Source organism: Citromicrobium sp. JLT1363 (genome assembly GCF_000186705.1).
Lineage (GTDB): Bacteria > Pseudomonadota > Alphaproteobacteria > Sphingomonadales > Sphingomonadaceae > Alteriqipengyuania.
The window spans coordinates 205,591-220,848 of the sequence record NZ_AEUE01000001.1 but is presented as its reverse complement, the minus strand read 5'-3'; the positions used below and the strand labels follow the sequence as shown (position 1 = coordinate 220,848).

General features: G+C 66.0%; 12 protein-coding genes. 6 read left to right on the top strand and 6 right to left on the bottom strand.

Translation table 11 applies throughout. From position 1 onward, the window contains the following. Positions 1-176: 176 nt before the first annotated feature. A complete protein-coding gene (locus ADAD_RS0101085; protein WP_010408312.1) occupies positions 177-1,784 on the bottom strand; it encodes a carboxyl transferase domain-containing protein in 1,608 nt (535 codons plus the stop codon). A gap of 63 nt (positions 1,785-1,847) precedes the next feature. Here ADAD_RS0101085 and ADAD_RS0101080 point away from each other — a divergent pair, with 63 nt between their 5' ends. Next, positions 1,848-2,597 (top strand): hypothetical protein, encoded by a 750-nt coding sequence (locus ADAD_RS0101080; RefSeq protein ID WP_139020288.1) that lies wholly within the window; start codon positions 1,848-1,850, stop codon positions 2,595-2,597. A gap of 41 nt (positions 2,598-2,638) precedes the next feature. Here ADAD_RS0101080 and ADAD_RS0101075 read toward each other — a convergent pair whose 3' ends face one another. Further along, positions 2,639-2,896: an alkylphosphonate utilization protein gene (locus tag ADAD_RS0101075; RefSeq protein WP_050803679.1), complete on the bottom strand. Its 258-nt coding sequence runs from the start codon at positions 2,894-2,896 to the stop codon at positions 2,639-2,641. Between the two features lie 56 nt (positions 2,897-2,952). Next, the gene (locus ADAD_RS0101070; RefSeq protein WP_029139810.1) at positions 2,953-4,122 is read right to left on the bottom strand and encodes an acyl-CoA dehydrogenase family protein; all 1,170 of its coding nucleotides are present in this window, start codon (positions 4,120-4,122) and stop codon (positions 2,953-2,955) included. A gap of 195 nt (positions 4,123-4,317) precedes the next feature. Here ADAD_RS0101070 and ADAD_RS0101065 point away from each other — a divergent pair, with 195 nt between their 5' ends. From ADAD_RS0101065 to ADAD_RS0101055, 3 genes are read left to right on the top strand one after another with little or no spacing between them, the layout of a single operon-like run. Further along, positions 4,318-5,829 carry an HWE histidine kinase domain-containing protein gene (locus ADAD_RS0101065; RefSeq protein WP_010408301.1) on the top strand — a complete coding sequence of 504 codons (1,512 nt, stop codon included), beginning with the start codon at positions 4,318-4,320 and terminating at the stop codon, positions 5,827-5,829. Positions 5,830-5,838: 9 nt separating this feature from the next. Then, complete coding sequence (locus ADAD_RS0101060; protein WP_010408297.1) at positions 5,839-6,594, top strand: ATP-binding cassette domain-containing protein; 756 nt, start codon at positions 5,839-5,841, stop codon at positions 6,592-6,594. Continuing rightward, on the top strand, positions 6,591-8,141 hold the full coding sequence (locus tag ADAD_RS0101055) for a glycine betaine ABC transporter substrate-binding protein (RefSeq protein WP_010408293.1): 1,551 nt from the start codon (positions 6,591-6,593) through the stop codon (positions 8,139-8,141). Before ADAD_RS0101060 ends, ADAD_RS0101055 begins: the two co-directional genes overlap by 4 nt. Before the next feature lie 21 nt (positions 8,142-8,162). Here the strand turns inward: ADAD_RS0101055 and ADAD_RS0101050 are convergent, their stop codons facing one another. The 3 genes from ADAD_RS0101050 to lgt all read right to left on the bottom strand — a co-directional run bounded on the left by ADAD_RS0101050 (position 8,163) and on the right by lgt (position 10,626). Continuing rightward, positions 8,163-8,588, bottom strand: coding sequence for a DUF2147 domain-containing protein (locus ADAD_RS0101050; RefSeq protein ID WP_010408290.1), 426 nt, complete (start codon positions 8,586-8,588; stop codon positions 8,163-8,165). A 47-nt stretch (positions 8,589-8,635) separates the two neighbouring features. Continuing rightward, positions 8,636-9,655: a class I SAM-dependent methyltransferase gene (locus ADAD_RS0101045; protein ID WP_010408288.1), complete on the bottom strand. Its 1,020-nt coding sequence runs from the start codon at positions 9,653-9,655 to the stop codon at positions 8,636-8,638. An 83-nt stretch (positions 9,656-9,738) separates the two neighbouring features. Further along, positions 9,739-10,626 (bottom strand): prolipoprotein diacylglyceryl transferase, encoded by an 888-nt coding sequence (lgt, locus tag ADAD_RS0101040; RefSeq protein WP_010408285.1) that lies wholly within the window; start codon positions 10,624-10,626, stop codon positions 9,739-9,741. Positions 10,627-10,767: 141 nt separating this feature from the next. Here lgt and ADAD_RS0101035 point away from each other — a divergent pair, with 141 nt between their 5' ends. Together ADAD_RS0101035 and ADAD_RS0101030 are read left to right on the top strand one after the other, a co-directional pair. Further along, the gene (locus ADAD_RS0101035; protein ID WP_010408283.1) at positions 10,768-12,459 is read left to right on the top strand and encodes a class I adenylate-forming enzyme family protein; all 1,692 of its coding nucleotides are present in this window, start codon (positions 10,768-10,770) and stop codon (positions 12,457-12,459) included. Then, positions 12,456-15,212 carry a [protein-PII] uridylyltransferase gene (locus tag ADAD_RS0101030; protein ID WP_010408280.1) on the top strand — a complete coding sequence of 919 codons (2,757 nt, stop codon included), beginning with the start codon at positions 12,456-12,458 and terminating at the stop codon, positions 15,210-15,212. The genes ADAD_RS0101035 and ADAD_RS0101030 overlap by 4 nt, the downstream gene beginning before the upstream one ends. Positions 15,213-15,258 lie beyond the last annotated feature (46 nt).

The window sequence follows — 15,258 nt, the reverse complement described above, 5'->3', positions numbered from 1 at the left end:
CGGGGCGGCTCTTACCCATCGTCGTTTGCCCATAGCCGGCACGTTCCACGCAAGGACCTCTCGCGCCCCGAAACGCGCCGACTGTCACCGGGCCGAAGGCAAGCTCTTGAGAAACAAGCTGTTTCAAAGGGTGGCACATGGGCGACCCGCGTCACCCTGCGCCCCTCGCAGAGAGGCTACATCCGGAACACGCCGAAGCGCGGACGATCCGGAATCGGGGCTTCGAGGCAGGCGGCGAAGGCGAGGCCCAGCACGTCGCGGGTCTGGACCGGGTCGATCACGCCATCGTCCCACATCCGCGCGGTGGCGTAGTAGGGATTGCCCTCGTCCTCGTATTTCTGGCGGATGGGGGCCTTGAACTCCTCGGCCTGTTCCTCGGTCCACGAGTCCGCGTCGCGGTGGACGGTCGCCAGCACGCTGGCCGCCTGTTCGCCGCCCATCACCGAGATGCGACTGTTGGGCCAGCTGAACAGGAAGCGCGGAGAATAGGCACGGCCCGCCATGCCGTAATTGCCCGCGCCGAAGCTGCCGCCGATCAGGATGGTGACCTTGGGCACGCTCGCCGTGGCGACCGCCGTCACCAGCTTCGCACCATGCTTGGCGATCCCTTCCGCCTCGTATTTCCCGCCGACCATGAAGCCGGAGATGTTCTGCAGGAACAGCAGCGGGATGCGCCGCTGGCACGCCAGCTCGATGAAGTGCGCACCCTTCACCGCGCTTTCACTGAACAACACGCCGTTATTTGCCAGAATGGCGACCGGCATGCCCCAGATATGCGCGAACCCGCACACCAGCGAGCTGCCGTAGTCCTTCTTGAACTCGTGAAATTCGCTGCCGTCGGTCAGCCGCGCGATCACCTCGTGCACGTCGTAGGGCGCGCGCACATCCTCGGGGATCAGCGCGTAGAGGTCTTCCGCGTCGAACTTCGGCGGCACCGGTTCCTGAAGGTCGATATTGGTCGCCGCATCGGTATTCGCGCCCAGATGGCTGACGATGTCGCGCACGATGGTCAGCGCGTGCTCGTCGTTCTCGGCCAGATGGTCGACCACACCCGATTTCTTGGCGTGCAGGTCGCCGCCGCCCAGATCCTCGGCGCTGATTTCCTCGCCCGTCGCGGCCTTCACCAGCGGCGGCCCGGCGAGGAAGATCGTGCCCTGGTTGCGCACGATCACGCTCTCGTCGCTCATCGCGGGCACGTAGGCCCCGCCCGCGGTGCAGCTGCCCATGACGCAGGCGATCTGTGGAATGCCGAGGCTGCTCATCTGCGCCTGGTTGAAGAAGATGCGCCCGAAGTGCTCCTTGTCCGGAAAAACCTCGGCCTGGTAGGGCAGGTTCGCCCCGCCGCTGTCGACCAGATAGATGCACGGCAGGCGGTTCTCCTGCGCGATTTCCTGCGCGCGCAGGTGCTTCTTGACCGTCATCGGGTAGTAGGAGCCACCCTTCACGGTCGGATCGTTGCACACGATCATCACCTGCCGCCCGCTGACGCGCCCGACGCCGCAGATCATCGACGCGCCGTTGACGTCGCCCTCATACATGCCGTTGGCGGCGAGCTGGCCGATTTCGAGGAAGGGGCTACCGGGATCGAGCAACCGCTCGACCCTTTCGCGAGGCAGCAGCTTGCCGCGCGACACGTGCCGCTCGCGATGCTTCTCGCTTCCGCCCAGCGCAGCTTCTGCCACCTTTTCGCGCAGCTCGCTTGCCAGCGCCTTGTTATGATCGAAGCGCGCCTTGGCATCGGGCGCTTCACGGTCGAGCATCGAGGTGAGGGTGGGTGCGGTCATGAAAACTCCTTGTGTGCGCCCTAACGCCACTGCATCTTCGCGCCAAGTTAGGAGGGGCTCATAATGCGGATTGCGGCAACCATTTGCGCCGGTCTTGTTATGGCAAGCGTGGGTTCTACGCCCGCTTATGCCGATATCGCCGGGCGGTACGAGACGGTCGACGACGATGCGATCATGGAAATGGAATTGACCGTAGAGGCGGACGAACACGGCAACGTCCGCACGCAAATGGCGCGACTTGGGTCGTATTACCTTCTCACCAACGGCGAGTTCTACCAAGTAATGGCGGGCAAAGATGGCCCCCTAGTCATCCGCCTGGCCGACTTGATGGCCGTTCAGCAGGAGCTCGCCGAGAAGTTCTTCGCCGACCGGCCCGAGGCATGGGAAGAACCGACCGAGACCTTCGCAGCGATGGACAAGCAAACCGTCGGGGGCCGCGTCGGGACGGGCTACGGCATCGTGAATGAGGACAACCCCGAACCGCAGTACGCCTTGCTAGTTATCAGCGACGATCCGCAGCTGGCCCCGCTCGGGCAGGCACTGGCCAATTCAAATGAGGCAATGGCCAATTCGATGAGCGGGTGGGGTGCGATGGGTACCGTGCTCCGGATGATGAACGACGAGATGGTTGCTGTGATGCGCAAGGGGGCGCCCCTGCGCATGATGTCCATCGAGCTGACCGATGTGTCTCTCGATCCCATTCCGGCAGAGCGCTTTTCGCTCCCTGCGGAACCGATGACGATCGAACAGATCCGCGCACAATTCTCGCCGAACGTGGACGCCCCACCAACCCTCCCCCCTCGGGAGGATTAGTTATACTGCCGCGCCTCCAATCGGGGGCGGCAGGCTTGAGATCACCGCTTCTTCACGAACTCGGCCCGCAGGACGAGGCCCTTGATGCCGGGGTACTTGCAGTCGATCTCCTGCGCGTCGCCGGTCAGGCGGATCGACTTGATCAGGGTGCCCTGCTTGAGCGTCTGGCCCGCGCCCTTGACCTCCAGGTCCTTGACCAGCGTTACCTGGTCGCCGTCCTGAAGGAGGTTGCCGACCGCGTCGCGCACTTCGACCGTGTCCGCCGCAGCCTGCTTGGCCGCCAGCTCCGAGGCGGGCATCCATTCGCCGCTTTCCTCGTCGTAAACGTAGTCTTCGCCAGAATCTTCGGCAGCGCTCACCCTGCGGCTCCTATCAGTTCGCGGCCGATCAGCATCCGCCGGATTTCATTCGTGCCCGCACCAATGTCGAGCAGCTTGGCATCGCGCATGTAGCGTTCCACCGGCCAGTCCAGCGTGTAGCCCGCACCGCCCAGCGCCTGCACGCTTTCCGCCGCCACTCGGAAGGCATTCTCGCTCGCCAGCAGGATCGCGCCTGCCGCATCGAAGCGCGTGGTCTTGTTCGCGTCGCAGCTCTTGGCGACCGCATAGGTGTAGGCCCGCGCCGATTGCAGCGCGACATACATGTCCGCCACCTTGGCCTGCATCAGCTGGAACGAACCGATCGGCTTGCCGAACTGCGTGCGCTCGCGAAGATAGGGGATCACCGTGTCGAGGCAGGCCTGCATGATGCCCAGCTGCAGCCCGGCGAGCACCACGCGCTCGTAATCGAGCCCGCTCATCAGGACGCCCACGCCGCCGCCGACGGGGCCCATCACGCGGTCCTCGGGCACGAAGCAGTCGTCGAACACCAGCTCGCTGGTGGGCGAGCCGCGCATGCCGACCTTCTCGATCTTCTGGCCGATGGAGAAGCCTTCGTCGCCCTTCTCGATCAGGAAGGCGGTGATGCCGCGCGATCCGGCCTCGCTGTCGGTCTTGGCGTAGACGACCAGCGTATCGGCATAGGGCGCGTTGGTGATCCAGAACTTGGTGCCGTTGAGCTTGTAGCCGCCATCGACAGCTTCGGCCTTGAGCTTCATCGAGACGACGTCCGACCCGGCGCTCGCCTCGCTCATCGCCAGCGAGCCGACATGCTCACCGCTGATGAGGCCGGGCAGGTACTTCGCCTTCTGCTCTTCATTGCCCCAGCGGCGGATCTGGTTGATGCACAGGTTGGAATGCGCGCCGTAGCTGAGGCCGAGCGAGGCAGAGGCGCGGCTGACTTCCTCGACCGCGATGACATGTTCGAGATAGCCGAGGCCCAGCCCGCCATCGGCTTCGTCCACGGTGATGCCGTGCAGGCCGAGTTCGCCCATCTGCGCCCACAGCGCGTCCTTGGGGAACCAGTCCTCGCGGTCGATCTTCTCCGCCAGCGGGGCGATCTGCTCGTCGGCGAAACGGCCGACACTCTCGCGGATCATCTCCGCACTCTCGCCAAGCTGGAAATCGAAATCGGGGGTTGCGCGCATGCTGGACATTGGGGGGTATCCTCTTGTTCGTGCCCGCGCATAGCAAGCGCGCGGGCGCTGGCAAACAGCGCCTGCCCGAAGGGCTACCCGGCGCATGCGAACCGGGTGGGAGACGGGGGGCCGATATCGCGCGGCAGCAAGCTTTTCTGGTCAAGCCGGGGCAGCACCCTATATCTGCGGAAGGACAGGGGGCGAATGGAATCTCTCAGCGATATCGATAGCACGGGCGCGAATCGCCCGGACGCACCGGTTTCCGGGCCGGAGGAGCGCTCGCGCAAGCTTGCCGCATACGGGATCGATTCGCTCGAGGACGATGCAGAGCTGAACGCGATCGCGCATTTCGCGGCCAGCCTGTGCGATACGCCCACCGCCAGCGTCACCATCGTGGAGGAACGCCGACAGCGCTTTCTCGCCAAGCATGGGATCGATAGCCGCGAAACTCCGCGTTCGGTCAGTTTCTGCGCGCAGGCGATGCAGGGCGAAGGGCTGTTCGTGGTGCCGGACGCCACGAAGGACCCCCGCTTTGCGGAGAACGAGCTCGTCACCGGGCCGATGCATCTGCGGTTCTACGCAGGGGCGCCGCTGGTTACCGAGGACGGAACCGAACTGGGCGCATTATGCGTGATCGATACCGAGCCGCGGCCCGAGGGGCTCACGCAATTGCAGCAGGATGGCTTGCGCGTCCTCGCACGCTCGGCGCTACGGCGCTTCGTCAACGAACGCGAGGCAAAGCGTTCGCGCGAGGGCGAGAAGGATCGGGCTCGCATGCTTTCCCTGGTGCTCGATTCTGTCCCCGGCATTGCCTGGTCCGCCGACGAGGACCTGAACTTCGATTTCTTCAATGCCCGCTGGGCGGAAATCACCCAGGCGCAACCGCCGCGTACGGTCGATGACTGGGGCTCGCATATCCATCCGGAGGATTACGGGGCCACCGTCGCCAAGTTCTCGGCAGCGACGAAGCAGAAGCGCGTCTTCGCGGACGAATGGCGCCTGCGGCTGGCGGACGGCTCCTACCGCTGGGCGCTGAGCCGGGCGGTCCCGATCGAACTGGCCGACGGGTCCTGGCGCTGGGTGGGCACGATCATCGATATAGACGATGCCCATCGCCTGTCCGAAGCGCGTGACCTGCTGGCGCGGGAACTCTCGCACCGCATCAAGAACATCTTCGCGGTCGTCGCCAGCCTCATCACCCTGTCCGCCCGGCGTGATCCGGATCTGCGATTCTTCGCGCAGGAAATGACCGACAAGATCGCCGCGCTGGGCCGTGCGCACGAATTCGTGGCCCCTGCCGGGGTTGTGCAGGAGAATTCCTTGCACGGCCTTCTGAAACAGATCTTCGCGCCCTATTCGAACGAGGGCGACCCGCGGATCGCCGTGTCCGGCGAAGACCTTGCCATCCAGGCGCGCACCGCCACGCCGCTTGCGCTGGTGTTCCACGAACTGGCGACCAATTCGGCCAAGTACGGCGTACTCTCGCAGGACGAAGGCAAGGTGGATGTCGCGATCTCTACCGGGGATGACGAGAGGCTGAGCATCGTCTGGCTCGAGCCGGGCGTCGCGACGAAGGCAGAGAACGGCGAAGGCTTCGGCTCGCGCCTGCTGCGGATGAGCGTGGAAGGCCAGCTTCAGGGGAAGATCGAACGCGAATGGACCGACCAGGGGCTCGCGGTCCGGCTGGACCTTTCGCTGCCCGTGGTCGCGGGCTAGCACCGGCGGATGGCCGCATCGCTCGCTTTCGAAGGCGTCACCAAGCGTTACGACAGCACCCGCGCTCTCGCCGGGATAGACTTGGCGATCGAGCCGGGCAGCTTCGTCGCCCTGGTCGGCGCATCGGGTTCGGGCAAGTCGACCCTGCTCAAGACGATCAACCGCCTGGTGGAGCCGACCGAGGGCCGCGTCCTGCTCGACGGGCAGGATGTCGCCGCCAGCGATCCGACCGCGATGCGCCGCACCACCGGCTACGTGTTCCAGCGGATCGGCCTGTTCCCGCACATGAGCGTGGCGGAAAACATCGCGATCGGCCCGCGTCTGGTGGGCGAGAAACTGGGCGAGGATCGGATCGGCGAATTGCTCTCGCTGGTCGATCTCGATCCCGCGATGGCAGGCCGCCTGCCCGAAGAGCTCTCGGGCGGTCAGCAGCAACGCGTCGGCGTGGCGCGGGCGCTCGCTGGCAATCCCTCGCTGCTGCTGATGGACGAACCTTTCGGCGCGCTCGATCCCGTGACCCGCGATGCGCTGGGCACGCGGGTGCGCGACCTGCACGAGAAGCTGGACCTCACCACGATCATGGTCACGCACGACATGGCCGAAGCGCTGATCCTGGCGGACCGGGTGCTGGTGATGGACGGCGGGCGGATCGTTGCCGACGAGACCCCGCAGGCGCTCAGCCGCGGCAAGGGTGGCGAGGTTGCGCAGGAACTGGTCGCGGTACCGCGCCATCAGGCCGAAAAGCTGAAAGGCCTTGAGGGATGAGCGGCGTGTGGGATGCCCTGACGGGTCTGGGGGACGTGCTTGCCCAGCATGTCATCCTGGCCGCATGCGCCATCGGGCTGGGCATCGCTGTCGCCCTGCCGCTGGCGGTGTGGGCCAGCCGCAGCCAGGCGGTGTCGCGCGGCGCGCTCGGCTTCGCGAGCCTGGTGCAGACGATCCCTGCGCTGGCGCTGCTGGCGCTGTTCTTCCCGATCCTGCTATCCTTGCGCGCGGTGTTCGGGGAAGGGCTGCCGACGCTCGGCTTCCTGCCTGCGCTGCTGGCGCTCTCGCTCTACGCGCTGCTGCCGATCCTGCGCAACGCGGTAACCGCGCAGGCCAATCTCGATCCCGGCGTGATCGAGGCGGCGAACGGCGTGGGGATGAGCTTCTGGCAGCGCCTGCGGCTGGTCGAGGCGCCGCTCGCCGCGCCGTACGTCATGGCGGGCATTCGCACCGCAGCGGTCTGGACCATCGGTGCCGCCACGCTGTCCACCACCATCGGGCAGCCCAGTCTGGGCGATCCGATTTTTGCGGGGCTGCAGACGCAGAACTGGTCGCTGGTGCTCGCAGGCTGCATTGCCAGTGCGGGGCTCGCCATCGTGGCCGACGCGCTGCTCGGCACGATCGAGGCGGGCTTTCGGCGGCGCGACCGGCGGCTTTGGCTGGGCGGCGCCATCGCGGTCGCCGCGGGCGTGGCCGCCGCCTTCGTGAGCCAGGTGGACTGGAGCCGCGACGACGGGCGCGAGACCATTGTGATCGGTACCAAGCAGTTTTCCGAGCAGCTGATCCTTGGCCGGCTGGTCGGCGAACAGCTGGAGGATGCAGGCTACGACGTCGAATATCGTGAAGGCCTGGGCTCGGCGGTGGTCGCGCAGGCGGTCGCCAACGGGTCGATCGACATCTATTTCGACTACACCGGCACGATCTGGGCGAACCAGATGAAGCGGACCGACAATCCCGGCCGCGATGCGATGTACGAGGCTATCGTGAAGTGGGAGCGCGAGGTGCAGGGCACCCGCGTGCTCGGCAAGCTGGGATTCGAGAACGCCTATGCCTTCGCCATGCGCGAGGACCGGGCGCGCGAGCTGGGCATTCGCAGCATCGAGGATCTGGCGCGCGCCGCGCCAAGGCTGGTGGCAGGCGGCGATCCGGAATGGTTCGAGCGGCCCGAGTGGTTCGCGGTGCGCGACGCCTATGGCCTGAACTTCTCGAACGAGCGCAACTTCTCGCCCACCTTCATGTACAATGCGCTTAGGTCCGGCGACGCCGACGTGATCAGCGCCTACACATCCGACGGGCGGATCGCGGCGGATAATCTCGTCATCCTCGAAGACCCGCGCGAGGCGCTGCCGAGCTACGACACGCTCATCATCCTCTCGCCCGAGCGCGCGAATGACGAGCGGCTCATCGCCGCGCTGCGCCCGCTGCTGGGCAGCATCGATGTGAAGGCAATGCGAGAAGCGAACTTCTCCGTCGACCGGACCGACGGTAACAAGAAGACCCCGCGCGAGGCCGCACGCTGGCTCGCCGAGGAAGTCGGGCTGGAATAGAGTTCCGGCGCGTGCCGGGTCTTAGGGACGCGTCCAGATCTGCGTCTGGCAGAAGGGGCCGATACAGCCCTTCACCTCGAGCCGGTTGGCACCCTTGCGGCGGATGACGGAACGGTAGGTCTTGCCCGCTTCGGGATCGTAGATGTCGCCGCGCCACAGATCGCCATCCTCGCGCAGACCGGTCAGCACCGGCAGGCCCATCAGCTTGCGGCTGCGCAGGCTCTTGTCCGGATTGTTGACGTCGCGCTGGTTCGCCCCGTCGGGCGGCGTTTCCAGAAACTTCGAGATCTTGCCGCAGACCGAAGAGCCGCAATTGCCGATTGTGACGATGGCATTCTTTTCCTGCGTCACCCAGCGACCAGAGATCGGATCGGCGGCGAGAGCGGGAACGGCGAGCGCGGCAATGGCGGCCGTACCAGCCAGCGTGGCGGTGAGAAGTTTCTTCATGATTTGCGAACAAGCCACACCCGGCCCCGTTCCGCAAGCCGCAGCCCTCAGTGCAAGCCCGCGCCGGCGGGCCAGTCGGCTGCGGCGAAGGCCATTACCTTGAACAGCTCGCCCATTTGCTCGGCCGAAACGAGCCGTTCGCGCGCCTCTTCCACCTCCAGCGCCCGCTCGGGTGCCGCCCTGGCGAGCGCAGCGGCGCGCGCGCCTATGCCGAGCGATTCGAGGAATTCCCCTTGCGTCGCCGTGCCCAGCACACGCACCCCGTCGATGCGGGCAGCGGTTGCGAGCGCGGCAAAATCGACATGGGCGGTCAGGTCCGCCATGCCGGGCCGTACCAGCGGATCGACTTTCTTGTGCTGCGCCACCGCCTGCAAGCTCGATCCGGTGCGGTGCCGCAGGTGGCCATAATCGACGATCAGCGCCACACCGCCCTGTTCGGCGAGCCGCCGGGCGATCTCCCCCATAACCGCCGTCGCCGCCGGGCAGGTTTCGATGATCGTGCCTGCGGGCCGATCGGCCCAGCCTTCGGGCACGGCGCTGTCCATCGGCTGGTCCCCGGCGACGAAGCGGAAGGCGCCCTCACCCTGCCCACCATCGTCCAGCGCGCCATCGTCCAGCCCGATCATGCGTTCGCGCCAGCCCGCGTCGGTGCGCACCAGCTGGCGAACGGGAAGCGCATCGAAGAACTCGTTGGCGACCAGCAGCAGCGGCCGATCTTCCGGCAGGCTGGCGACATCCTCGTGGAATTGCGCGCCCGGCACGGCTTCGGCTTGCAGCGCGCGAAGAACGGGCGAGCCTTCGACGAAATGCACCTGCGGCGAGAGGCCGAAACGCGCCATGCTGCGCAACGCGTCCTTCGCCAGCGTGCCGCGTCCCGGGCCCAGCTCGCAGTAGATCGGATCGGGCGGCGCGCCCGCGCGGCTCCAGATATCCGCCAGCCACAGGCCGACCAGCTCGCCGAACATCTGGCTGATTTCGGGCGCGGTCACGAAATCGCCGCCGTCCGCTTCCCGCGGTGCGCCCAGCGGATCGCGCGCCGCATAATAGTGCGCGTTGCTTTCGCCCATGTAGCGCGAGACCGGTATCGGCCCGTGCATGGCGATCAGACGCCGGAACCGTTCGGCCAGGCTGGCGGGCTGCGGCTGCGTGCTCAGGATTCGCTCGCCGAGAGCGGCGCGCCCTTCGAAGCCGACGGGTTCCTGAGCGCGTAGATCACCACCGCGACCCCCACGAGGATCATGGGGATGCTCAGCCACTGTCCCATCGAAAGGCCGGTCGAGGCGGCAAACTCGGTCAGGTGCGCGTCGGGCTGGCGGAAGAATTCGTTGATGAAACGCGCGGTCGCGATCCCGATGGTGAACACGCCCACCAGCACGCCCGGCTTCCACCGCGCCTTCGTCAGCCAGAACAGCGCCAGCATGATGATCATCATCGCCAGCCCTTCCAGCCCCGCCTGATAAAGCTGGCTGGGATGGCGGGCGAGGCCGCTCGGATCGGAGGGGAACACCATCGCCCAGGGCACATCGGCGGGGCGGCCGTAAAGCTCTCCGTTCACGAAATTCGCCAGCCGGCCGAAGAACATGCCGAAGGGCACGTTGACCGCGATATAATCCGCCACCCGCAGCCAGTTGAGGTTGTTGCGCATGCTGACCCACAGCAGCGCGAGGACCACGCCGATCACCCCGCCGTGGAACGACATGCCACCGTCCCACAGGCGCAGCAGCCCCCATGGCATCAGGCCTTCGTGGCTGAAATCCAGGAAAAGGTCCGGCTTGTAGAACAGCGCATAGCCAAGCCTTCCGCCGAAGATGACGCCCAGCGTGCAGTAGAACAGCAGGTCGTCCGCATGGGTCTGCGTCATGGGGGCGCCGGGCGCCTTTATCATCCGGGTGAGGTGCCAGTAGGCGAGGATGATGCCAACGATATAGGCGAGCGAATACCAGCGCAGGGTGAAGAACCCCAGGTCGATTCCCGGCGTCAGCCCCAGCTGTTCCCAGTAGATCGGTTCACTTGCGGCTTGCGCGAGTAGTGACAGCATTCCATCGACCCCTTAGAGATAACGCCTGAACGGCCCGGTCTTGCGTCAGTGCGGCGTGCATTGGCACAGGCGGGGCCAGGACAAAAGGGACAATGCACGCGCGGCCCCGGGGCCCGCGCGGCACCATGAGAGAGGATACGCATGCCGACGCAGCTCGACATTACTTTGGACACGATCATGGACCAGCTGGTCGCCCCCGGCGCCCCGGCGGAGACCGTGCCGTTCACCCGTCACGGCGTGACCATGCCCAGCCTGAAGAACGCGCCGCCCAGCCTCTCCCACTACTTCGAACAGTATGTGGAACAGCACGGCGATGCGGAATTCCTGGTGGACGACGGCTGCCGCCTGACCTTCCGCGAAACCTACGATGCCGCGCGCCATGTCGCGGCGGGGCTCCTCTCGCAGCACCGCCTGATAAAGGGCGACCGCGTCGGTATTGCCGCGCGCAACTCGGCCAACTGGATCGTCGCCTACATGGGGATCACGATGGCGGGCGGGTGCGCCGCGCTGATCAACGGTTTCTCCAGCGGAGAGGAAATGGCGGACGCGATAAGCATGGTCGGCTGCCGCATCGTGCTGGCCGACCGCAAGCGGGCCGAGCGTCTCGAAGGGACCGATCACGGCGCCACGATCCTGCCGCTCAAGCATGACTGCAACCCGGCCGAGGGGCTGAGCGCGGTCTGGGGCGACCCCGCCGCCACGTCGCTGCCCACGCTGGGGCCGGACGATTACGCGACGCTGCTGTACACATCGGGCTCCACCGGGCGTTCCAAGGGTGCTCTGTCCGATCACCGCGCGGTGGTCCACGGCACCATGAGCTACGTCATCCAGAGCCTGATGGCGCTCACCTACCTTTCCAGCCAGGGCGAGGCATCGGCCCTGCAACCCTGCGCACTGGTCGCCGTGCCGCTGTTCCACGTCACCGGCGAGGTTCCGGTCTTCCTGCAGAGCTTCGCGCTGGGGCGCAAACTGGTGCTGATGAAGAAATGGGACGCGGGCGAGGCGCTGCGCCTGATCGACCGCGAAAAAGTGACCTACTTCACCGGCGTGCCGCTGATGAGCTACGAGATGGCCACCCATCCCGACCGCGAAAAGTACGATACCTCAACCTGCACCTCCTTCGCAGCGGGCGGCGCACCGCGCCCCGTCGACCATGTCGGCGCGATCAAGGAGGCGTTCCCCGGCGGCTTCCCTCTGCTGGGCTATGGCCTCACCGAAACCAACGCCATCGGCTGCGGCAATTTCAACGAAAACTATCTCGCCAAGCCTTCCAGCACGGGCAAGGCCAGCCGGCCGCTGGTCGACCTCGCCATTCTCGACGAGCAGGGCAACAAGCTGCCCACGGGCGAAGTGGGCGAGATCGCGATCCGCACCGTGGCCAACTTCCTGTGCTACTGGGACAACAAGGAAGCCACCCGCTCCGCCATCACCGACGACCTGTTTTTCCGGACCGGAGACCTCGGCCGGCTGGACGAGGACGGCTATCTGTTCATCGTCGACCGCAAGAAGGACATCATCATCCGGGGCGGAGAGAACATCAGCTGCCTTGAGGTGGAAGATGCGATCTACGCGCATGACGATGTCTCCGAATGCTCGGTCTTCGGCCTGCCGGATGATCGCTACGGCGAGATCGTGGGCGCGGTCTATCTCGCGAGGAGCGGCGCGACACTGTCCGAACAGCAACTCGCCGACTATCTCGAGAAGAAACTTCCGCCCTTCAAGCGACCGGCGCGCATCTGGCAGGTGAACAGCCCCCTGCCGCGGCTCGGCACCCAGAAGATCGACCGGCGCGCACTGCGCGACCAGTACACGGCAGAAACTGCGGAGACATGAGCGCACCGCCCCTCGCCAATCAACGCGCCATCATCGACCGGCGCGCACTCGCTGCAAAAATCGGCGAGATCGAGGGGGATGAAAGCACCTGGCGCGAAGCGTTGCTCGCCATCCTGCAGGAAGCGCTGAAGGCCGGCCGGGAGGAAATGTCCCGCCGGCTGGTCGAAAACCCTTCCGCCGGACACGCGCTTTGCGGTGGGCACAGCTTCCTGCTCGATCAGCTGATCCGGCTGACCCACGATCACGCGGCAGAGCGGCTGGCCCCGGCGCCCGAAGGCAAGGCCGCGCGCGCGCTCTCGATCCTGGCGGTCGGCGGGTACGGGCGCGAGGAGATGGCGCCGCATTCGGACGTCGACATCGTCTTCCTGTGCGAACGCACCGATGACGAGCGCACGGTCGCCCTGATCGAGGCGATCCTCTATCTGCTGTGGGATCTGGGCCTCACGGTGGGCCATTCGGTCCGTAACGTCGATGACATCGTGAAGATGGCGAAAGCCGACGGCACGATCCTGACCTCGCTGCTCGAAGGCCGCTATCTGTGGGGGGACGAGGCGCTCTACGAAGAAAGCAAGCGGCGCTTCTTCCTCGAAGTGGTGGAGGGCACCGAGCGCCAGTTCGTCACCGAAAAGCTGCGCGAGCGGGACGAGCGGCACAAGCGCATGGGCGATACGCGCTACGTGGTCGAACCCAATGTGAAGGAAGGCAAGGGCGGCCTGCGCGATCTGCAGGCGCTCTACTGGATCGGCAAGTATATCCACCGCGTGGGCGAGGCTGCCGAACTGGTTGACGCGGGCCTGTTCACGCGCAGCGAATACAAGAGCTTCCGCCGGGCGGAGGGCTTCCTGCTGGCGGTGCGCTGCCACCTGCACGATATCACCGGGCGCGCCGAAGACCGCCTCACCTTCGATCTGCAGAAGGAAGTCGCGCGGCGGATGCGGTTTGCCGACCGGCGCGGGAAGAGCGCGGTCGAACGCTTCATGCAGTTCTATTTCCTGCAGGCGAAACGGGTTGGTTCGCTCACCGGGGTGTTCCTCAGCCAGCTGGAAGAACAGTTCGCCAAGAAGCGCGCCCGGCGCGGGCTGCTGGCAGGCTTCAATTCACGGCCCCGGACGCTGCACGGCTACACCGTCTTCGCAGGCAAGCTGGCCGCGCCCGGAGACGAATGGTTTCGCAAGGACCCGGTCCGGCTGATCGAAATTTTCAGAATCGCGGAAAGCGAACAGCTGGAGATCGACCCGCGCACGATGCGCCAGGCGGATCGTGACAGCGGGCTCATCAACGACGAGGTGCGCGAGGACCCGCGTGCGAATGCCGCGTTCCTGGACCTGCTTGCCGGACGCAACGATCCCGAAACCGTGCTGCGCTGGATGAACGAGGCGGGTGTTTTCGGCCGCTTCGTGCCCGATTTCGGGCGGGTCAACGCGCAGATGCAGTTCAACATGTACCACCACTACACGGTGGACGAGCATACCATCCGCGCGATCGGCTTCCTGACGAAGATCGAGAAAGGCGAACTGGCAGAGGAGCATCCGCGCGCCACGCGCGAGATTCACCGTCTCAAGAGCAGGCGCGCCGCCTATGTCGCGGCGCTGCTGCACGATATCGCCAAGGGCCGCGGGGGCGACCATTCGGTGCTGGGCGCCGAGATTGCCGAGAAGCTGTGCCCGCGTTTCGGCCTGAGCGACGAGGAGACCACGCTGGTCGCATGGCTGGTGCGCCAGCATCTGCTGATGAGCCACACTGCCTTCAAGCGCGACATTGCCGACCCCAAGACGGTCGAGGATTTCGTGGCCGAGGTGCAGACGCTGGAGCGGTTGCGGCAGCTCGCCATCCTGACCTCGGTCGACATCCGCGCGGTAGGCCCGGGCACCTGGAACAGCTGGAAGGGCCAGCTGCTGGGCGAGCTTTACGATCGATCGCACGAGCGGCTGCGGCTGGGCCACGTGACCAGTGGCCGCAAACATCGCGTCGATGCGCAAAAGGCCGCGGTGCGCGAAGCGCTGGGCGACAAGGCCGCGCTGATGGATCAGTACGACGATCTTCTGCCCGCGCCCTACTGGATCGCGGAACCGCCGGACATCGCCGCGCGCAACGTCGTGCAATATTCGGTGGCACGCGAACTGGGGGAGGCGCTGTCGGTCCATTGCGAGCCCGACGAGGAGCGCGGAGCCACGCTCGTCACCGTGATCGCCGCCGACCATCCGGGCATTTTCATGCGCATCGCGGGTGCAATCCACCTGGTGGGCGGGAACATCATCGATGCGCGCATCCACACGACCCGTACCGGCTACGCGGTCGACAATTTCCTGGTGCAGGACCCGCTCGGCCAGCGCTTCGGGGAAGACAACCAGCTCGAACGGATAGAGCGCAGCATCGCCGATGCCCTGGAACGAGGCGCCCAGCTGGTGCCCAAGCTCGCCCAGCGCCCCTTGCCGCGCCGGGGTGCAGGCGCCTTCGACGTGCGTCCCAGCGTCGCGTTCGACAATGATGCCTCGCATCGCTTCACGGTGATCGAGGTTTCCGCGCGCGATCGCCCGGCCCTGCTCAACCGGCTGGCGCGCGCGCTGTTCGAACACCACGCCATGATCCGCTCCGCCCATATCACCCACTACGGTGAGCGCGCGGCGGATACGTTCTACGTCACAGATCTGACAGGCGACAAGATCACCGACCCGTCGCGGCTGGAAACGATCCGGGCCGCGCTGGTCGATGCGGCGAGCGACGAGATGCAGGCCGAACTGGAGCCTGCCTAGAGCCCATCGCGGCGGTTCGCATGGTGGCCGCGTACGGCATTGAGGG